This is a genomic window from Mycobacterium appelbergii, assembly GCF_032883035.1.
Taxonomy (GTDB): Bacteria; Actinomycetota; Actinomycetes; order Mycobacteriales; family Mycobacteriaceae; genus Mycobacterium; species Mycobacterium appelbergii.
In genome coordinates this window covers 142,202-162,381 of record NZ_JAMQTH010000006.1, presented here as the reverse complement: position 1 = coordinate 162,381, position 20,180 = coordinate 142,202, and the positions used below count along the sequence as shown (strand labels likewise).

Genomic DNA, 20,180 nt, shown 5'->3' with positions numbered 1-20,180 from the left:
TCACAGCCACCCGAAGAACGGTGGCTGACCTCGAACGAGGCACCCAAACGGGTCGGCAGCACAACCACTCACCGACGGATACGACACGCGGTAGTAACCCCGTAGTACGCTGGGTCTACTGCTCAGGAGAATGAACGGAACATGGCCAAACTGACGCGACTAGGGGAGCTTGAGCGCGAGGTTATGGATCACTTGTGGTCCTCGCCCGAACCCCAGACAGTGCGCCAAGTCCACGAGGCGCTGGCCGCCCGCCGCGACTTGGCCTACACCACGATCATGACCGTGCTGCAGCGACTGGCGAAGAAGAACCTCGTCGTTCAGCACCGCGATGATCGCGCACACCGCTATGCGCCCACCCACGGCCGCGACGAGCTGGTCGCAGGCCTGATGGTGGACGCTCTCGACCAGGCCGCGGATTCCGGTAGCCGCCAGGCCGCGCTGGTGCATTTCGTCGAACGTGTCGGCGCCGACGAGGCCCAGGCACTGCGACGCGCGCTGGCAGAACTCGAGAGCAAAGACCGAATCGACCCACCGGCTGGTAATTCCCCCGTCGCCTGAGAGAGACTTACGGCGTGTCCGCGCTGGCCTTCACAATCGTCGCGCTGGCCCTGGTTGGGCCAGTGCCGGCAATGCTGGCGCGGGCGTCGTGGCCGTTACGCGCCCCCCGCGCGGCGATCGTGTTGTGGCAGTCGATCGCGCTTGCGGCCGTACTTTCGGCCTTTTCCGCAGGCATCGCGATCGCGAGCCGCCTCTTCGTACCTGGTCCTGACGGTCGGCCGACCGCAACCATCACCAGCGAGATCCGCGCCCTCGGGTGGCCGCTGTGGCTGCTCTACGTGGTGGTCTTCAGCCTCACCCTGTTCATCGGCGCCCGGCTGTGTATCGCGGTACTGCAGGTCGCCGTCGCCACCCGCAGACGGCGCGCACATCACCGCATGATGGTCGACCTGGTGAGCCGCTCACGTGACGCCGTGCCCGTCCATCTCCGCACCCCGGCCAGCGGCCTGCGCATCCTCGACGTCGCCCAACCGCTGGCCTACTGCCTCCCCGGGGTGCGCAGCCGGGTCGTGGTCAGCGAAGGAACCTTGACCACCCTGTCCGACAGCGAGATCGCGGCGATCCTGAGCCACGAGCGGGCACATCTGCGCGCCCGCCACGACCTCGTCCTGGAGATGTTCACCGCGGTACATGCCGCGTTCCCCCGGTTCGTCCGCAGCGCCAGCGCACTGGACGCGGTGCGACTCCTGATCGAGTTGCTCGCCGACGATGCCGCGGTACGCGCCGCGGGCCCCACTCCCCTGGCCCGCGCCCTGGTCGCGTGCGCCTCCGGCCACACCCCGTCCGGCGCCCTTGCCGCGGGTGGGCCGACGACGGTGATCCGGGTCCGCCGGCTCGCCGGCCTGCCGAACAGCCTCGCGCTGGCAGTCGTCGCGTACCTGTGCGCAGTCGCCGTGCTGGTCGTCCCCACATTCGCGGTGGCCGTTCCCTGGCTCACCGAGCTGCACCGGCTGTTCGCCGGATAGGCATAACTCTGCGCCGCAGCGGCGTTCACCTATAACAAAACAACGAAAGGCTCCCGCATGACCAACTCGGGCATTACCGGTACCGCACAGATCGGGGTCACAGGCCTGGCGGTGATGGGTTCGAACATCGCCCGCAATTTCGCCCGGCACGGCTATACCGTCGCGCTGCACAACCGGTCGGTGGCCAAAACCGACGCCCTGCTTGCCGAGCACGGTTCGGAGGGCTCCTTCGTCCGCAGCGAGACCATTCCGGAATTCCTTGCCGCACTGGAGAAACCGCGACGGGTGCTGATCATGGTCAAAGCCGGAGAGGCCACCGACGCCGTCATCAATGAGCTCGCCGACGCGATGGAGGAAGGCGACATCATCATCGACGGCGGAAATGCGCTCTACACCGACACCATCCGCCGCGAGAAGGCGATCCGTGAGCGTGGCCTGCACTTTGTCGGAGCAGGCATCTCCGGTGGTGAGGAAGGGGCGCTCAACGGTCCCTCGATCATGCCTGGCGGTCCGGCAGAGTCCTACAAGAGCCTCGGCCCGCTGCTCGAAGAGATCTCGGCACATGTCGACGGGGTGCCGTGCTGTACCCACATCGGGCCCGACGGGGCGGGGCATTTCGTGAAGATGGTGCACAACGGCATCGAGTATTCCGACATGCAGCTGATCGGCGAGGCCTACCAGCTGCTGCGCGACGGGCTGGGTAAGACCGCACCGGAGATCGCCGAGGTTTTCGACGAGTGGAACAAGGGCGACCTGGACAGCTTCCTCGTCGAGATCACCGCGAAGGTGCTACGCCAGGTCGACGCCAAGACCGGCAAGCCACTGGTGGACGTCATCGTCGACGAGGCCGAACAGAAGGGCACCGGACGTTGGACGGTGAAGTCGGCGCTGGATCTCGGGGTGCCGGTGACCGGTATCGCCGAGGCGGTATTCGCCAGGGCACTGTCAGGTTCGGTGCCACAGCGCAAGGCGACCACCGGACTTGCCTCGGGCGATCTCGGCACGAAGCCGGCCGACGCCGCGCAGTTCGTCGATGACGTCAGCAAGGCCCTCTATGCCTCGAAGATCATCGCCTATGCCCAGGGGTTCAACCAGATTCAGGCCGGCAGCGCCGAGTACGACTGGGGCATCACCCCCGGCGACATGGCGACGATCTGGCGCGGCGGCTGCATTATCCGGGCCAAATTCCTCAACCGCATCAAGGAAGCCTTCGACAATGAACCGGATCTGGCGACCCTGCTGGCGGCCCCGTATTTCCGCAGCGCGGTCGAAGCCGGAATCGACAGCTGGCGCCGGGTGGTCATCACCGCCACCCAGTTGGGCATCCCGGTCCCCGGGTTCGCCTCGGCCCTGTCCTACTACGACGCGCTGCGCACCGAGCGGCTGCCCGCAGCACTGACCCAGGGCCTGCGCGACTTCTTCGGTGCTCACACCTACGGGCGTACCGACGCCGAACCGGGCCAGAAGTTCCACACCCTGTGGAGCGGCGACCGCAGTGAGGTCAAGGCCTGATCCGGGGGCACGGCGGCCCGACCGCATAGGATCGGGGTCGATGAGATTTCTCGAGGGGCACAACCCGCCCTACGACCTGACGTACAACGACGTCTTCGTCGTTCCCGGCCGATCCGAGGTGGCGTCCCGCTTCGATGTCGACCTGTCGACCGTCGACGGCTCGGGCACCACCATCCCGGTGGTCGTGGCCAATATGACCGCAGTGGCGGGCCGCCGGATGGCCGAGACCGTGGCGCGTCGCGGCGGGATCGTGGTGGTGCCGCAGGACGTGCCGATCTCAGCGGTCAAGGAGACCGTCGACTTCGTCAAGAGCCGCGACCTCGTGGTGGACACCCCGGTGACGTTGGGGCCGGACGACTCGGTGTCCGACGCCGCGGCGCTGATCCCCAAGCGTGCCCATGGCGCTGCCGTCGTCGTCTTCGAGGGCAGGCCGATCGGTCTGGTCACTGCGGCGGGCTGCACGGGGGTGGACCGGTTCGCCCGGGTCCGTGACGTCGCGGTGTCCGACTTCGTCACGGCCCCGGTGGGCACCGATCCTCGCCAGGTGTTCGACCTGCTCGAACACGCACCGGTCGACGTCGCCGTGCTGACCGCACCCGACGGCACCCTGGCCGGGGTGCTGACGCGCACCTCGGCGATCCGTGCCGGCATCTACACCCCGGCGCTCGACGGGCAGGGCCGGCTCCGCATCGCCGCCGCCGTCGGCATCAACGGTGATGTCGCCGCCAAGGCGCGGGGGCTGGCAGAGGCCGGTGTCGACCTCCTCGTCGTCGATACCGCGCACGGCCACCAGGTCAAGATGCTCGATGCCATCAAGGCCGTGGCGTCGCTCGACCTCGGGCTGCCACTGGCCGCGGGCAACGTGGTCTCCGCCGAGGGCACCCGGGACCTGATCAGCGCGGGCGCCTCGATCGTCAAGGTCGGCGTCGGCCCCGGCGCGATGTGCACCACCAGGATGATGACCGGGGTGGGACGTCCGCAGTTCTCCGCCGTGGTCGAGTGCGCTTCTGCGGCAAGGCAGCTCGGTGCACACGTGTGGGCGGACGGCGGGGTGCGCCATCCGCGCGACGTCGCGCTGGCCCTGGCGGCGGGCGCCTCCAACGTGATGATCGGCTCGTGGTTCGCCGGTACGTATGAATCCCCCGGCGACCTGCTGCACGACCGCGACGACCAGCCGTACAAGGAGAGCTACGGGATGGCGTCCAAGCGGGCGGTGGCCGCGCGCACCGCGGGCGACAGCCTGTTCGACCGGGCCCGCAAAGCCTTGTTCGAGGAAGGCATCTCGACCTCACGGATGGGGTTGGATCCGTCTCGCGGCGGGGTGGAGGATCTGCTCGATCACATCACCTCGGGGGTGCGCAGCACGTGCACCTACGTCGGCGCGTCCACCCTGCCCGAGCTCAACGAGAAGGTGGTTCTCGGGGTGCAATCGGCGGCCGGTTTCGCCGAAGGCCATCCGCTGCCCGCCGGGTGGTGACCTCCCGGTCAAACTCGTAGCTGCCACCGGTTACCGATCGACTTCGCGTTATTATTGATGCTTCATTGCACGCCGTGCTGGCCGGCTTTCGCTGCCAGTCCGAACGAAAGGGTTCATGTGCCGCAGGCACCCACTGAGGCCTCCGGTTGTGAACCGGCGGCCCAGCAGTTACCCGTGAGCGAACCTGACGATCCCTCTTCTAGTCGGCCGGGCCCAGGGCCCGGCGCCGTTCTGCTGGAGATGCGATGAGCTCGTCGAGCGTGATGTTCACCGTGCTGTCGATCTTGGCCATCGTGCTGCTCACGGTGGGCACCGCGGTGTTCGTGGCGGCCGAGTTCTCACTCACCGCACTGGAACGCAGCACCGTCGAGTCCCATGCCCGTGGCGGTGACCGTCGCGATCAACTTGTCCGCCGGGCTCACCGCACCCTGTCTTTCCAACTGTCGGGCGCCCAGGTGGGCATCTCCATCACCACCCTTGCCACCGGTTACCTCGCGGAACCCGTGGTGGGCGGGCTCATCCGGCCCGGGCTCGACGCACTCGCCATCCCGGCCAACATCGCCGGAGGCCTGTCACTGTTTCTGGCCGTGCTGATCGCGACGTCACTGTCGATGGTGTTCGGTGAGCTGGTCCCGAAGAATCTCGCGGTGGCGCGTCCGATTCCGACGGCACGCGCGGCCGCGCCGTTTCAGCTGCTGTTCTCGATGCTGTTCACCCCGGTGATCCGGATGACCAACGGCACCGCCAACTGGATCCTGCGCCGTCTCGGCATCGAACCCGCCGAGGAACTGCGCTCCGCGCGCACCGGTCAGGAGTTGGCGTCCCTGGTGCGCAACTCCGCGCGCAGCGGTTCACTCGACCCGACCACGGCCCTGCTGGTCGACCGGTCGTTGCAGTTCGGTGAGCGCACCGCCGAGGAGTTGATGACACCCCGCTCGAAGATCGAGTCACTGGACGCCGACGACACCGTCGCCGACCTGATGGACACAGCCATCAGGACCGGTTTCTCGCGGTTTCCCATCGTCGAGGGCGACCTCGACGAGACCATCGGTGTGGTGCACATCAAGCAGGTGTTCACGGTGCCGCGCGAGGAGCGGGGCCGAATCCGGCTGGCCGGCCTGGCGCTGCCCGTCGCCACCGTGCCGTCCACCTTGGACGGTGACGCGGTCATGACCCAGATCCGCGCCAACGGGCTGCAGACCGCACTGGTGGTCGACGAATACGGCGGCACCGCGGGCATGGTGACCGTCGAGGACCTCATCGAGGAGATCGTCGGTGACGTCCGTGACGAGCATGACGACGCCACCCCCGACGTGGTGCCCGCCGGCCGCGGCTGGCAGGTCTCGGGTTTGCTGCGGATCGACGAGGTGGCGGCGGGAACCGGCTTCCGCGCCAGCGAGGGCGAGTACGAGACGATCGGCGGACTGGTACTGCAGGAGCTCGGTCACATCCCTGAGACCGGCGAGTCTGTCGAGCTGGTCGCCTTCGATCCTGACGGCGTATCCGACGAACCGCTGCGCTGGCTGGCCACGGTGGTGCGGATGGACGGTCGCCGCATCGACGTCCTCGAGTTGACCAGGCTCGACGGCCAGACCGACCAGGGTGGAGACCGCAATGGGTGACGTCCTGGGTGTGCTGCTCACGGTGCTTCTGCTGGCGGCCAACGCATTCTTCGTGGCCTCGGAGTTCGCCCTCATCTCGGCGCGCCGGGACCGGCTGCAGGCGCTCGCGGAGCAGGGCAAGAAGAGCGCGGTGACGGTGATTCGCGCCGGAGAACAGCTGTCGCTGATGCTGGCCGGCTCGCAGCTGGGCATCACCATCTGCTCGATCCTGTTGGGCCGGGTCGGCGAACCCGCCGTCGCGCATCTGCTGGAGAAACCGTTCGCCCTCGTCGGGGTGTCGGACGCGGTGCTGCACACCGTGTCGTTCTTCGTGGCGCTGGCGGTCGTGGTGATCCTGCACGTGCTGCTCGGCGAGATGGTGCCGAAGAACATCGCCATCGCCGGCCCGGAATCGGCTGCCATGCTGTTGATCCCGACGTATCTGGTGTACATCCGCGCGGCCCGGCCTTTCATCGCCTTCTACAACTGGTGCGCCAACAGCACCTTGCGGGCGTTTCGGGTCGAGCCCCGCGACGAACTGGAATCGGCAGTCTCCACCGTCGAACTGTCCGAAATGATCGCCGAGTCGGTATCGGAGGGCCTGCTCGATCCCGAAGAGCACGGCCGGTTGACGCGTGCCCTGCAGACGCGGACCCGGACGGTCGACGACGTGGCCATGCCGTTGGCGGAGATCCGCGCGATACCGGTTGCCGCGCCCGGTACCGGACCGACCGTCGGCGCCGTCGAGCGGGCGTTGACCGAGACCGGTTACTCGCGCTTCCCGGTGGCCGACGCGTCCGGCACGTTCATCGGCTACCTGCACATCAAAGATGTGCTCTCCCACGTCAACGATCCCGATGCGGTCCTCGACGTCGACATGGTGCGGCCGTTGCCGCAGGTGCCCGCGTCGATGCCGCTACCCGACGCGCTGTCGCGGCTGCGCCGTAGCAACAGTCACCTGGCCCTGGTCACCTCCGCCGACGGAACCTTCACCGCCATGGTCGCCTTGGAGGACCTGGTCGAAGACCTGGTCGGCACGGTTCGCGACGGAACACACCGTGTCTGATCTGGTGTCCGGAACCGCCACGGCACACCGAGTTCTCGATGAGCCGGACTGGACGGCCGCCGAAGCACGACACCGTGAGCGGGTCAACACATTCCTGGCACCGCATCTGCGTCGCCAGGAGCGGGGGCAGGCCCATCCGGTCTGGGACTTCCTGTTCACCTACTACAGCCTGCGGCCCCGTCAGTTGCGCCGCTGGCACCCAGGGTTCCCCGTGGTGCTCGGCGGTCCGTCGGCCCGCCGCTACCTGGGCGCCAGTGGCTACGGTCGGCGCGACGGCGGCGTCGGCGTGACTGACGAATATTTGCTGGCCCGGGTCGATACCGTGCGATTCATCGCGTCGCTGCTCCGGGCCACCGCCGCAAGGGCGCCGCGGTTGAACTGTTTCGGGCTGCACGAATGGGCCATGGTCTACCGGGCACCCGAGGTGCGGCACCCCCAGGTACCGCTGCGCCTCGGCGCCGCGGGCACCGACGCCGTGGTGGACTCGATGCCGCTGCGGTGCAGCCACTTCGATGCCTACCGATTTTTCACCGAGCCCGCCCTGGCCCGGAACCACCGACAACTCAGCAGGCAGGACCAGATCAGCACCGAGCAGCCGGGCTGCGTCCATGCCTCGATGGACCTGTACAAGTGGGCCTACAAGCTGGGTCCGCTGGTGGCCTCCGAGTTCGTGATGGACACGCTCGAACTCGCGGCCGACGCGCGGGCGTTGGACATGTGCGCGAGCCCATACGACCTGAGGCGATATGGTTTCGAGCCGATCGCCATTGAAACATCGGCCGGGCGTGCCGAATACGTCCGGGCCCAACAGCAGATCGCTGAGCGGGCAGCGCCGTTGCGAGCCACCCTGGCAAACGAATGTGAGCTGCTGCTCAACGGGGTGGACGGCGGAAACGCCGACGTTACCCATGGGTAAGCTGGATAAACGGCAGGCGCCGCGTGGTGTCTGGAGCCGAGGGAGGAAAACATGGCCAGCGAGCGAGGAGAGAACACGGACCGCGCCACCGACCGTGTGACGGTTGGAAATCTGCGGGTGGCACGGGTGTTGTACGACTTCATCACCGACGAGGCGCTGCCAGGTACCGGTGTGGACCCGGACAGCTTCTGGGCCGGCGTGGACAAGGTGGTCACCGACCTCACCCCACAGAACCAGGATCTGCTCGCCCGCCGCGACGACCTGCAGGCCCAGATCGACAAGTGGCACCGGTCCCGGGTCCTGGAGCCGGTTGACCTGCAGGCCTACAAGCAGTTCCTCGGCGAGATCGGTTACCTGCTGCCCGAGCCTGCCGAGTTCACCGTGACCACCGCCGGCGTCGATGACGAGATCACCACCACCGCCGGGCCGCAGCTGGTGGTGCCGATCCTCAACGCCCGGTTCGCACTCAACGCCGCGAACGCGCGGTGGGGCTCGCTGTACGACGCGCTGTACGGCACCGACGTCATCAGTGAAGAAGGTGGCGCCGAGAAGGGCTCGGGCTATAACCGGGTCCGCGGCGACAAGGTGATCGCCTATGCGCGCACCTTCCTCGACGAGGCGGCCCCGCTTGCCGCAGGCTCGTGGAGCGAGGCCACCGGCCTCAAGATCGACGACGGTCAGCTCCTGGTCACCTACGGCGACGACCTGTCGACCAATTTGGCCACCCCCGAGCAGTTCGTCGGTTACACCGGCGAGCTCGGCAAGCCGCAGTGGTCGGTGCTGCTGCGCAACAACGGGCTGCACATCGAAATCCTCATCGACCCCGACTCCCCCGTCGGATCCACCGACAAGGCCGGGATCAAGGACGTCGTGCTCGAATCGGCGATCACCACGATCATGGACTTCGAGGACTCCGTGGCCGCGGTCGACGCCGACGACAAGGTGCTGGGCTACCGCAATTGGCTGGGGCTCAACCGCGGCGATCTGTCCGAAGAGGTCCGCAAGGGCGACAAGACCTTTACCCGGGTGCTCAACGAGGACCGCACCTTCACCCGGCCGGACGGCGAGGGCGAACTGACCCTGCCCGGCCGCAGCCTGCTGTTCGTGCGCAACGTCGGCCACCTGATGACCAACGACGCCATTGTCGATGCCGAGGGCCGCGAGGTTCCAGAAGGCATCCAGGACGCCCTGTTCACCGGGCTCATCGCCATGCACGGCATGAAGTCCGGTGCTGAAAACAACGGGGCGAACGGACCTCACCAAAACAGCCGCACCGGGTCGGTCTACATCGTCAAACCCAAGATGCACGGCCCCGACGAGGTCGCCTTCACCGCTGAACTGTTCAGCCGCGTCGAGGATGTACTCGGCCTGCCGCAGGCCACCCTCAAGGTCGGCATCATGGATGAGGAGCGCCGCACCACGGTCAACCTCAAGGCATGCATCAAAGCCGCCGTCGACCGCGTGGTGTTCATCAACACCGGGTTCCTGGACCGCACCGGCGACGAGATCCACACGTCGATGGAAGCCGGCCCGATGATCCGCAAGGGCGCGATGAAATCCCAGCCCTGGATCAAGGCCTACGAGGACGCCAACGTCGACGCCGGGCTGGCCACGGGACTGTCCGGCAAGGCCCAGATCGGCAAGGGCATGTGGGCCATGACCGAATTGATGGCCGATATGGTCGAGCAGAAGATCGGCCAACCGAAGGCCGGCGCGACCACCGCCTGGGTGCCTTCGCCGACCGCGGCGACCCTGCACGCCATGCACTACCATCAGGTCGACGTGTTCGCCGTGCAGCAGGAACTGGCCGGCCAGACCCGCGGCAGCATCGACGATCTGCTGACCATCCCGCTCGCGGATTCCTCACTGACGTGGTCACCCGAGGAGATCCACGAGGAGGTGGACAACAACTGCCAGTCGATCCTGGGTTACGTCGTCCGCTGGATCGACGCAGGCGTCGGCTGTTCGAAGGTTCCCGACATCCACGACGTCGCACTGATGGAAGACCGTGCCACGCTGCGTATCTCGAGCCAGCTGCTGGCCAACTGGCTGCGGCACGGCGTCATCACTGCCGATGACGTCAACACCAGCCTGCGCCGGATGGCCGCGGTCGTCGACGAACAGAACGCCGGCGATCCCGAGTACCGTGCGATGGCTCCCAACCCCGACGCCAGCATCGCGTTCGCGGCCGCCCAGGAACTGATCCTGTCCGGCACGGAGCAACCCAACGGCTACACCGAACCGATCCTGCATCGCCGCCGCCGCGAGTTCAAAGCCAGTACCGCTGGACAGTGACTAGACTTCGGCGGAGCCGGGTGAGCAACGAGTACAGGGGTTAGGGATGGGCAGGCACAGCATTCCCGACCCCGAGGATTCGGCCGACGAGCCGGAGTTCGAATCGGGGTCTGACGACGGCTACGACGACGCGTATGACGACGCATACGAGGAGCCCGAGCAGCCGCGTCCGGCCGCACCGCCGCCGGACGCCGCCGGGTACGGCAGGCGCGGCTACCCTGCCTACGGCCAGCCGGACGCCGGATACGGCCAGCCCGGCCACCGGCAGCCCGGCTACGAGCAGCCGCGCTATGCCGAACCTCAATACGACGAACCGGCCTACCCGCCGCGGCCTGGGCGGTTCGACGACTACGACGACTCGGGCTACGACGACTCGGGTTATGACGGCGCCGGGTATGAGGACGAAGACTACGAGGGCGCCGGTTACGGCGATTCCGACTACGACGACGATTACGACGTCCGCGACGCTCCCACCGCACAGTTCGGCGCGGTCGAGCCGCCGCCGCCGCCGTCGACGCCCGCCGGTGGACAGCACAACGGCGAGTGGGACGGCGGCGAATGGACCGGCAGCCATCGCGCAGTGGCCTCCGGCCGGCGCGGTGTCAGTGTCGGGGTGATTGTCGCGCTGGTCACCGTGGTGGTGGTGGTCGGCGCAGTCATTCTGTGGCGGTTCTTCGGCGATGCCCTGTCGAGCCGCAGCGACGCCGCCGCGGCCCGCTGCGTCGACGGTGAGCTGGGTGTGTCGGTCATCGCCGATCCCACCATCTCCTCGCACATCGAGACGTTGGCCAACCAGTACAACGATTCGGCCAGCCCGGTCGGTGACCGCTGTGTGAAGGTCCACGTGCAATCTGCCGGATCCGACCGCGTGGTCAGCGGTTTCGCCGATGCCTGGCCGAAAGAACTCGGCGAACGGCCCGCGCTGTGGATACCGGCCAGCGGTATCGCCGAGGCACGACTGGAGGCCACCGTCGGCACCAAGGCGGTCAGCGACAGCCGGTCTCTGGTCACCTCGCCCGTGCTACTTGCGGTCAACCCGCAACTCAAAGATGCGCTGGCCGACCAGAACTGGTCGACGCTGCCCAACCTGCAGAGCAATCCTGCCGGCATGAACGGTCTCAAGCTGCCCGGTTGGGGCACTTTGAAGCTGGCCTTGCCGACCCGCGACAACGGTGACGCCGCCTACCTGGCTGCCGAAGCGGTGGCCAAGGCCTCGGCACCCGCAGGTGCACCGGCCACATCGGGCATGGCCGGCGTGAACAGCCTCATCGGCGGACAACCCGAACTCGGCGACAGCGAGCTCGGCACAGCCCTCGACGCGCTGCTCGACGCATCCGATCCGGCCAACTCACCGGTGCACGCGGTGGCCACCACCGAGCAGCAGCTGTTCCAGCGGGCCGCCACACTCAGTGACTCCGAGAAGGATCTCGCGGGCTGGCTTCCGCCCGGGCCCACCGCGATGGCCGATTACCCCACGGTGCTTCTGTCCGGTGACTGGTTGTCCCAGGAACAGGTGACGGCGGCAAACGAGTTCGCCCGATTCATGCGCAAACCCGACCAGCTCGGCGAACTGGCCAAGGCCGGTTTCCGTGCCGAGGGCGTGGATTCACCCAAGAGTGACGTCACAGACTTCGCTCCCCTGGCCGCGCCGTTGTCGGTCGGCGACAACACCATGCGGGTCACGTTGGCCAATGCCATGGCGGCACCGGCGAAAAGCCCGGCGGTGACCATCATGCTGGACCAGTCGATGCCCACCGAGGAAGGCGGCAAATCCCGCCTGGCCAATGTGGTGGCTGCCCTGAATTCACGGCTGGAAGCACTCCCGGCCTCGTCCCAGATCGGGCTGTGGACCTTCGACGGCACCGAGGGCCGCCCTGTGGTCTCCACCGGCCCGCTGTCGGATCAGGTCGGCGGCAAGCCACGCTCGGAGGTGCTCAGCTCGACCCTGGACGAGCAGTCGGCCTCGACCGGCGGTGCGGTCTCGTTCACCACGTTGCGGCTGATCTACAACGAGGCCCTGTCCGACTACCGCGAGGGGCAAGGCAATTCGGTGCTGGTGATCACCACCGGTCCGCACACCGATCAGAGCCTGAGCGGTTCCGGGCTACAGGACTTCATCCGCGGCGCGTTCGATCCGGCACGCCCGGTCGCGGTCAACGTGATCGACTTCGGCGACAACTCCGACCGGGCGACCTGGGAAGCGGTGGCCCAAGCCAGCGGTGGTAATTACCAGAGCCTGGACAGCTCGGCCTCTCCCGAGTTGACCACCGCGGTCACCACGATGCTCGGCTGACCGTCACCGGGATGCCGTTGAGCGCACCGTTTCCCGACGGCTCGTCGAGGAACGTCGGTGGCGAAAGGGTATTCGTGTTGACTCCCGGCACGCCGTTGGCCACCGCGAGCCGCGTGCCAGGCTTGCCGTGTCCCCACCCGTGCGGCATCGAGACCACACCGGGTTTGATCGCGTCGGTGACTTCCAGCGGTACTTCGATGCTGCCCGCCTCCGACGTCACCACCACCACGTCACCATCGGCAAGGCGACGCGCCTGCGCATCCGCGGTGTGCATCAACAACGTGCACCGGTCCCTGCCCTTCATCAGGGCAGGGACGTTGTGCAGCCACGAATTGTTCGACCGCAGATGGCGTCTGCTGACCAGCACCAACCCGTCGGCAGGGCGATGGAGCCGCCGGGCCAGCCGCGGCAGATCATCGAGGAGGTACTGCGGCGCCAACCGAATTCGGCCATCCACGGTGCCGAGAACCTGCGGTACCTGCGGCACCATCGGACCGAAGTTGATCCCGTCCGGATGTTCCTTGAGCCTGTCCAGGGTGAGCCCGTCCGGGTTTTCGCCGTACCCGTCGCCGAACGGCCCGGAGCGCAACGTCAGATCCAGGATGCGTTCCGGGCCGCCGCGGTCGTAGTGAGCACGGATCTGCGCGCCGTCGAGTCCCTGGGTGAAGCACATGTAATCGAAGAACCCGTCGTCGATCGCGGCGACATCGACATCCTCGGCGGGCGTGCCGGCACACAGGCCCGTCAGCCGGACGAGGATCTCCCACTCTTCGGGCCGTGCCGGATCCTCGGGTGCGAAGACCGGCGGTGAATAGTTGGCGACGCTGTTGACCGCGAACTGCAGGATCAGGTCGTCATGGTGGGGCTGCTCTAGTGGCGAGAGCCCGGGCAGGATGACATCGGCGTGGCGGGTGGTTTCGTTGAGCCACAGGTCCACCGAGATCATCGCAGCGAGCTGCGGCAACGCGGCGTCCAACCGGTGCCCACCAGGGCTGGACAGCACCGGGTTGCCCGCGACGGTGATGAGCGCCTTGATCTGGCCTTCCCCCGGCGTCTCAATCTCCTCGACCAGGCACGACACCGGCACCTGGCCCAGCACTTCCCTCGCGCCGCGCACACGGGTGGCGAACCGGCCGAACTCGGCAGCACCGTTTTCGAGACCGGGGATCGGCTGCGTGGTCACCGACCAGGCAGCCGGCCGGGGAAACATCGCACCGCCAGGGGTGTCGAAGTGCCCGCTGAGGATATTCACGACGTCGACGAGCCAACTCGCCAGACTGCCGAACTCCTGGTTGCACAAGCCGATTCGCCCGTACACCACTGCCCGGGTGGTTCCCGCGAGTTCACGCGCAAGTGCCCGGATGCGGTCGGCGCCGATCCCGCACACCTCAGATACGCGTTCCGGGGCCCACTGCGCGGCGACCGTCCGCATCGTATCCACGCCGTCGAGGTACTCCCCGAGAGCGCCCAGCGTGACGAGGTTCTCGTCGAACAGCGTGTGCACGACCGCGAGCAACAGTGCCGCATCCGTACCAGGGGTGATCGCCAGCCATTCGTCGGCCTTGGCGGCGGTCGCGGTGCGAACCGGATCGATCACCACCACCTTCCCCCGCTGCCGGATCTGGCCGATGATGCCCATCACGTCCGGCGCAGCGAGCAGGGAACCTTGGGAGGCGGCCGGATTGGCACCCATCACGACCAGGAGATCAGTGCGTTCGATGTCGGGTACCGGGAAGGTCCACCACCCGCCGTACATCAGATGCGAGGACAGGTTCTTGGGCCACTGGTCGACCGTGCCCGGTGAATAGCTCAACGGGATGCCGGACATTCCGAGCAGTACGCCCGTGTAGCGGCCCAACGAGAACGAGTGCGCCAGTGGGTTACCGGTGTAGCAGGTGACGGCGCCGATCCCGTGTGCGGCGATCACCGGGGCAAGGAGTTCGGTGCAGCGTTCGAAGGCCCGCCGCCAGCTGACCTCCTGCCACTGCCCGTCGACCTTGATCATCGGCTGCCGGATCCGGTCAGGGTCCTCATGCAACGCGCCCAGCGCCGCGCCCTTCGGGCACAGGTGCCCACGGCTCCACACGTCGTCGCGGTTGCCGCGGATCCCGTCCACCCGGCCACCGCTCACCTGGATCTCCAAGCCGCACATGGCTTCGCACAGCGGGCAGGTGTACAGATGGGTGCCGTCCTGACCTGTAGCGGCCAGTGTTCGCGGAGTTGCGGTCCTCATCGGCGTCTCCATCCTCGACATAGCTTTGTCGTGACACACTGTAACGACAAAGCGATCACCAGGGAGCGAAATGTGAAGGCCACCGGAGCGGGACCACGGCACCGCCGGACAGGCTCGCGGCGCGACCCCGCGATCGACGACGCAGTCCTGGCCGCCACTCGGAGCCTGCTCGCACAACGCGGTTACGCCGCGACATCGATCGAGGCGATCGCCACCACGGCCGGGGTGAGCAGGCCCGCACTGTACCGGCGCTGGCAATCCAAGGCGCACCTCGTCCACGCCGCGATGTTCCCCGACCTCGGCGCGGACAGCCCGCATGACGACTTCACCGATGAAATCGCCAGGCTCTGCCGCGGCGCGCTGCGGATGTACTCGCATCCCGTTGTCCGCGAGGCGATCCCAGGGTTGCTGCATGATGTGCAGGCCGACCGGCCGATGCGCCGGATGCTCAACGACCGCTTGGAGGCGGCAGCCCGCAATCAGCTCGTCGACCGTGTCGACGCCGCGGTGGCCGACGGTGTCGCCCGTCCCACCGCGCGCGCCGACACCATCATGGACGTCATCGCCGGCGCAGCCTGGTACGCGGTCTGTGTCCGACAGGTACGTGACCTGGACGCAGCGGCCGCCGAACTGACCGAACTGGTGCTGCGCGGCGTGCTGGCGTAGCCGCTACGCGAACGCCTCCACCGGCGGGCAGGAGCACACGAGGTTGCGGTCACCGTATGCCCCGTCGATGCGGCGGACCGGCGGCCACACCTTCGGCCGGAATCCCTTGCCCAGCGGGTAGGCCGCCTGCTCGCGGGTGTACGGGTGATCCCAGTCCGCGACCAGCAGGCACTCGGCGGTGTGCGGCGCGCCTCGCAGCGGGTTGTCCTCCACCGACCATTCACCCGAACCGACCCGGTCGATCTCGGCCCGGATCGCGATCATCGCGTCGCAGAACGCGTCCACCTCGGTCAGGCTTTCGCTTTCCGTTGGCTCCACCATCAGGGTGCCCGCGACCGGGAAGCTCATCGTCGGCGCGTGGAAACCGTAGTCCGCCAATCGCTTCGCGACATCATCCACGGTCACGCCGGTGTCCTTGGTGATGGCCCGCAGGTCAAGGATGCACTCGTGTGCCACCATGCCGTTCTCACCGGTGTAGAGCACCGGGTAGTACTCATCGAGACGGCGGGCGACGTAGTTGGCCGACGCGATCGCGGTCAAGGAGGCCGCGCGCAGCCCGTCGGCACCCATCATCCGGATGTAGGCCCAGGTGATCGGCAGGATCGACGCCGAACCGTACGGAGCTGCCGACACCGTGCGGTCATCGGACAACTCGTCGGCCAGCGGATGCCCCGGCAGGTACGGCGCCAGATGCGACCGCACCGCCACCGGCCCGACACCCGGACCGCCGCCACCGTGCGGGATGCAGAACGTCTTGTGCAGGTTCAGATGGCTCACGTCGCCACCGAAGCGGCCGGGCCGGGCCAGCCCGACGAGTGCGTTGAGGTTGGCTCCGTCGACGTAGACCTGGCCGCCGACGTCATGCACCGCCGCGCAGATGTCGGCGACGTCGTGTTCGTACACGCCGTGCGTCGACGGGTAGGTGATCATCAGCGCCGCGATCCGGTCGGCGTGCTCGGCGATCTTGGCACGAAGATCGTCGAGGTCCACGTCGCCGTTCGCCCGGCAGGCGACCACCACGACGCGCATCCCGGCCAGGGCCGCCGAGGCCGCGTTGGTGCCGTGCGCACTGGACGGGATCAGGCAGATATCGCGCGTGCTGTCCCCGCGGGCATCGTGGTAGGCCTTGATGGCCAGCAGCCCGGCGTACTCCCCCTGCGAACCCGCATTGGGCTGCAGCGACACCTCGTCATAACCGGTGATCCCGCTCAGCCAGGTCTGCAGGTCGGCGATCAGCTTGCGCAGGCCCGGATTGTCCGCAGCCGGGGCGAACGGGTGCTGACGGGCGAATTCCGGCCAGGTGATCGGCTCCATCTCTGCGGCCGCGTTGAGCTTCATCGTGCACGATCCCAGCGGAATCATGCTGCGGTCCAAGGCAATATCCTTGTCGGCCAGCGAGCGCAGGTACCGCATCATCTCGGTCTCGGTGCGGTACTTGTGGAACGCCGGATGGGTCAGGAATTCCGAGGTTCTGGCGGGGCCGATGTTCGCGCCGGTCGCCGCGGACGGTACCGCGCTGACCGCGAATGCCTCCAGCACCGCGGCCACGTGCGCATCGGTGGTGGCCTCATCGCAGGACACCGACACCTGATCGGCATCCACACGCCACAGGTTGATGCCCTTGGTCTTGGCCGCCGCGATCACCTCGTCGGCGCGCCCGGGCACCCGGGCCAGCACGGTGTCGAAGAACGTGTCGTGCACCAGCGCATCGCCGAGTGCGGCGGCGATCGCTGCGGCGTGACCGTGCACCCGGCGGGCGATGGCGGTCAAACCCTGCGCGCCGTGGTAGCTCGCGTACATCGCGGCCATCACCGCGAGCAGTACCTGAGCGGTACAGATGTTGCTCGTGGCCTTGTCGCGCCGGATGTGCTGCTCGCGGGTCTGCAGGGCCAATCGGTAAGCCGGAGCCCCATCGGCATCAAGGGACACACCGACCAGGCGTCCCGGCAACTGCCGGGCATGCTTGGCGTGCACCGCCAGATAGCCGGCGTGGGGTCCACCGAATCCCATTGGCACGCCGAAGCGTTGGCTTGTGCCGAACGACACGTCCGCACCGATCTCACCTGGCGCGGTGATCAGCGTCAGCGCCAGCAGGTCTGCGCCGACCGCGACCAGCGCACCGCGCTCGTGGGCTTCGGCGACCAGCGGCGCCCAGTCCTCGACCAGACCGCTGGCGCCGGGCTGCTGCACGATCACGCCGAAGAACTCGCCGTCCGGCAAACCCTTGCGCAGGTCGGCCCGGACAATCTCGATCCCGAGCGGTTGCGCGCGGGTGGCCAGCACCGCGGCGGTCTGGGCGTAGATGTCGGCGTCGACCGCGAGCCGGTTGGCCGGCCCTTTGACGGCGCGGTGCATCAGGGTCATGGCCTCGGCAGCGGCGGTGGCCTCGTCGAGCATCGAGGCGTTGGCCACCTCCAGGCCGGTCAGGTCGGCGATCATGGTCTGGAAGTTGAGCAGGGCTTCCAGCCTGCCCTGGCTGATCTCCGGCTGATACGGCGTGTAGGCCGTGTACCAGGCGGGGTTCTCAAGGATGTTGCGCCGCAGTACTGGTGGGGTCAGCGTGTCGTAATAACCCTGGCCGATCATCGAGACCGCGACGGTGTTGGACTCGGCCAGCTCGCGCAGCTCGGCCAGCGACTGTTCCTCGGTGGCCGCGGCGGGCAGCGTTTCCAGACCGGGGGCGCGGCCGTCGGAGGACAGGGCGTCAAGGATGCCGGCAGGCAGGGCCTTGGCGGCGAGGGCGTCGAGGGAGTCCACCCCGATCACCTCGAGCATTGTGGTGACGGCGTCGGCGTCCGGCCCGATATGGCGGTCGGCGAAACGCAGTTGCTGCTGGTCGGACACGAGTTCTCCTGGGGGTCGGACACGCGCCCTCTCCCTCTGTCGTCGACCCGGTCCGGGCGCCTGAGAGATTCGGCGCCGCAGTGGCGCCTTTCCCCATGGGCGGGCACCACAGGGGCACCACTTTCCAGAGGCATCGGGGCCTGGCGCGGTCCTGGGTGCCTGAGAGGTTGACGGAGAGGTATTGCTCCTTCGGCGTCCGTGACTGGCCGTCACGAAACTCTCCCGCACCAGGGCGATGCGTCGCCGATTCTACCGGCCCATCACCAAGGCTCGCGAGCAGACGCGCAGGTACCCCGAACAGGGCCCGCGCGGGGACTTAACTGCCTGCTCGCGGAGGAAAGAAAGGAAAAAGAATCAGCCGATCTTGCGGTCGCGGCTCTTGCGGCGGGACGCCAACTCGTCCTCGGGTGAGGCGATGGACTCGCCGCCGTCGGCCCGCTCACCGGGAAAGTCGGCGATGGTTCCGGTCAGTTCGCGCATCGCGCCCGACACCGCGATGCCGAACACCCCCTGGCCGCCCTGCAGCAAGTCGACGACCTCTTCGGCGGAGGTGCACTCATACACCGTGGTGCCGTCGGAGAACAGCGTGATGTTCGCCAGATCCTGCACGCCACGCTGGCGCAGGTGATCCACCGCGACCCGGATGTTGTGCAGCGAGATACCGGTGTCGAGCAACCGCTTGACGATCTTCAGGACGAGCACGTCCTTGAACGAATAGAGCCGCTGACTGCCGGAACCGGCTGCGCTCCGGATGGACGGCACCACCAGAGAGGTACGGGCCCAGTAGTCGAGCTGGCGATATGTGATGCCGGCGATCTGACAGGCGCTGGGCCCCCGGTAGCCGACCAACTCGTCAGGCACCGAATCATCGGGGAACAACCCCCCTTGGACCGGCTCGCTGGGTCGCCCTGCGGTCGCATCCGCCGAAGGGTTTCGCGTGGTCAGATCCAGCTCTTCCTGACGTGGCGTGTCACCCACTGTGAATCCTCTCGCCGATCGAACTCGCCCGCGGTTTACCGCAGCCACCTGCACTGCAGCGCTCTTGCCACGAGCCCGAATGTGTCGAGCATACGCTTCTCACAGGGTCCTGACTGCTCGCTGCCATCAAAGTATGGCCGCCATTTCAGGAGTTGGATTGCACCTGCACCGCGTGTCGACGCCGATGGGGCCAGTTGAGACGCATCCGTGACCTGCGAGGGCGCAGCGGTACGGTCCCCATCTCATGTCGCCTTGAAATCGTCGGGAGACACGCTGTCCAGGAATTCCTTGAACTTCTCCACCTCGTCCTCGCGGACGGCGCCGGAGGCTTCCTCGTCATTCTCATCGGGAATCAGCAGGCCGGCTTCGGCCAGCACTTCTTCCTCCACGTAGATGGGCACGCCGACGCGCAGCGCGATCGCCACCGAGTCCGAGGGACGGGCCGAGACCTTGATATCGCGGTCGAAGATCAGATCGGCGTAGAAGGTGCCTTCCTGCAGATCGACGATGCGAACCTCTTTCAGCGAATGGCCAAGAGCAGCAATGAGATCTCGGATCAGATCGTGGGTGAGCGGCCGCGCCGGCTCGACACCCTGCTGTTCCAGTGCGATCGCGGCGGCCTCGGACTGACCGATCCAGATCGGCAGATACCGGTCACCATTGGATTCGCGCAGGAGCAGTACCGGCTGGTTCTGGGGCTGCTCCACACGAATGCCGACCACGCGAACCTCAGCCATCTGTGCCTGCCCTCCGCATCGCTGTGCTGTCTCGTCGCT

Annotated in this window: 14 protein-coding genes and 1 riboswitch; of the genes, 10 read left to right on the top strand and 4 right to left on the bottom strand. The window is 67.3% G+C overall.

The annotated features are described in order from the left end of the window. Positions 1 to 141: 141 nt before the first annotated feature. The 9 genes from M1247_RS15170 to M1247_RS15130 all read left to right on the top strand — a co-directional run bounded on the left by M1247_RS15170 (position 142) and on the right by M1247_RS15130 (position 12,683). A complete protein-coding gene (locus M1247_RS15170; RefSeq protein WP_317157174.1) occupies positions 142 to 558 on the top strand; it encodes a BlaI/MecI/CopY family transcriptional regulator in 417 nt (138 codons plus the stop codon). 14 nt (positions 559 to 572) lie between these two features. Next, on the top strand, positions 573 to 1,523 hold the full coding sequence (locus tag M1247_RS15165; RefSeq protein ID WP_317157173.1) for a M56 family metallopeptidase: 951 nt from the start codon (positions 573 to 575) through the stop codon (positions 1,521 to 1,523). Between the two features lie 57 nt (positions 1,524 to 1,580). After that, on the top strand, positions 1,581 to 3,035 hold the full coding sequence (gene gndA / locus M1247_RS15160) for an NADP-dependent phosphogluconate dehydrogenase (RefSeq protein WP_317157172.1): 1,455 nt from the start codon (positions 1,581 to 1,583) through the stop codon (positions 3,033 to 3,035). 40 nt (positions 3,036 to 3,075) lie between these two features. Further along, positions 3,076 to 4,512 (top strand): GuaB1 family IMP dehydrogenase-related protein, encoded by a 1,437-nt coding sequence (locus M1247_RS15155; RefSeq protein WP_317157171.1) that lies wholly within the window; start codon positions 3,076 to 3,078, stop codon positions 4,510 to 4,512. A gap of 245 nt (positions 4,513 to 4,757) precedes the next feature. Then, on the top strand, positions 4,758 to 6,134 hold the full coding sequence (locus M1247_RS15150) for a hemolysin family protein (RefSeq protein ID WP_317157170.1): 1,377 nt from the start codon (positions 4,758 to 4,760) through the stop codon (positions 6,132 to 6,134). Further along, complete coding sequence (locus M1247_RS15145) at positions 6,127 to 7,179, top strand: hemolysin family protein (RefSeq protein WP_317157169.1); 1,053 nt, start codon at positions 6,127 to 6,129, stop codon at positions 7,177 to 7,179. Before M1247_RS15150 ends, M1247_RS15145 begins: the two co-directional genes overlap by 8 nt. Continuing rightward, positions 7,172 to 8,095: a 3-methyladenine DNA glycosylase gene (locus tag M1247_RS15140; protein WP_317157168.1), complete on the top strand. Its 924-nt coding sequence runs from the start codon at positions 7,172 to 7,174 to the stop codon at positions 8,093 to 8,095. Before M1247_RS15145 ends, M1247_RS15140 begins: the two co-directional genes overlap by 8 nt. 51 nt (positions 8,096 to 8,146) lie before the next feature. Further along, positions 8,147 to 10,390 (top strand): malate synthase G, encoded by a 2,244-nt coding sequence (locus M1247_RS15135; protein ID WP_317157167.1) that lies wholly within the window; start codon positions 8,147 to 8,149, stop codon positions 10,388 to 10,390. Positions 10,391 to 10,436: 46 nt separating this feature from the next. Further along, the gene (locus tag M1247_RS15130) at positions 10,437 to 12,683 is read left to right on the top strand and encodes a substrate-binding domain-containing protein (protein WP_317157166.1); all 2,247 of its coding nucleotides are present in this window, start codon (positions 10,437 to 10,439) and stop codon (positions 12,681 to 12,683) included. Here M1247_RS15130 and M1247_RS15125 read toward each other — a convergent pair. Beyond that, the gene (locus M1247_RS15125) at positions 12,664 to 14,916 is read right to left on the bottom strand and encodes a molybdopterin oxidoreductase family protein (RefSeq protein ID WP_317157165.1); all 2,253 of its coding nucleotides are present in this window, start codon (positions 14,914 to 14,916) and stop codon (positions 12,664 to 12,666) included. The genes M1247_RS15130 and M1247_RS15125 overlap by 20 nt on opposite strands. Positions 14,917 to 14,988: 72 nt before the next feature. On the opposite strand from M1247_RS15125, the gene M1247_RS15120 reads away from it, so the two are divergent. Beyond that, positions 14,989 to 15,582: a TetR/AcrR family transcriptional regulator gene (locus tag M1247_RS15120; RefSeq protein WP_317157164.1), complete on the top strand. Its 594-nt coding sequence runs from the start codon at positions 14,989 to 14,991 to the stop codon at positions 15,580 to 15,582. A gap of 3 nt (positions 15,583 to 15,585) precedes the next feature. Here the strand turns inward: M1247_RS15120 and gcvP are convergent, their stop codons facing one another. The 3 genes from gcvP to M1247_RS15105 all read right to left on the bottom strand — a co-directional run bounded on the left by gcvP (position 15,586) and on the right by M1247_RS15105 (position 20,141). Next, positions 15,586 to 18,426 carry an aminomethyl-transferring glycine dehydrogenase gene (gcvP, locus tag M1247_RS15115; protein ID WP_317157163.1) on the bottom strand — a complete coding sequence of 947 codons (2,841 nt, stop codon included), beginning with the start codon at positions 18,424 to 18,426 and terminating at the stop codon, positions 15,586 to 15,588. 136 nt (positions 18,427 to 18,562) lie between these two features. Beyond that, a riboswitch (glycine riboswitch) is annotated at positions 18,563 to 18,661 on the bottom strand. Between the two features lie 119 nt (positions 18,662 to 18,780). Next, positions 18,781 to 19,404 (bottom strand): MerR family transcriptional regulator, encoded by a 624-nt coding sequence (locus M1247_RS15110; protein ID WP_317157162.1) that lies wholly within the window; start codon positions 19,402 to 19,404, stop codon positions 18,781 to 18,783. Between the two features lie 242 nt (positions 19,405 to 19,646). Beyond that, a complete protein-coding gene (locus tag M1247_RS15105) occupies positions 19,647 to 20,141 on the bottom strand; it encodes a bifunctional nuclease family protein (protein WP_317157161.1) in 495 nt (164 codons plus the stop codon). Positions 20,142 to 20,180: the final 39 nt, after the last annotated feature.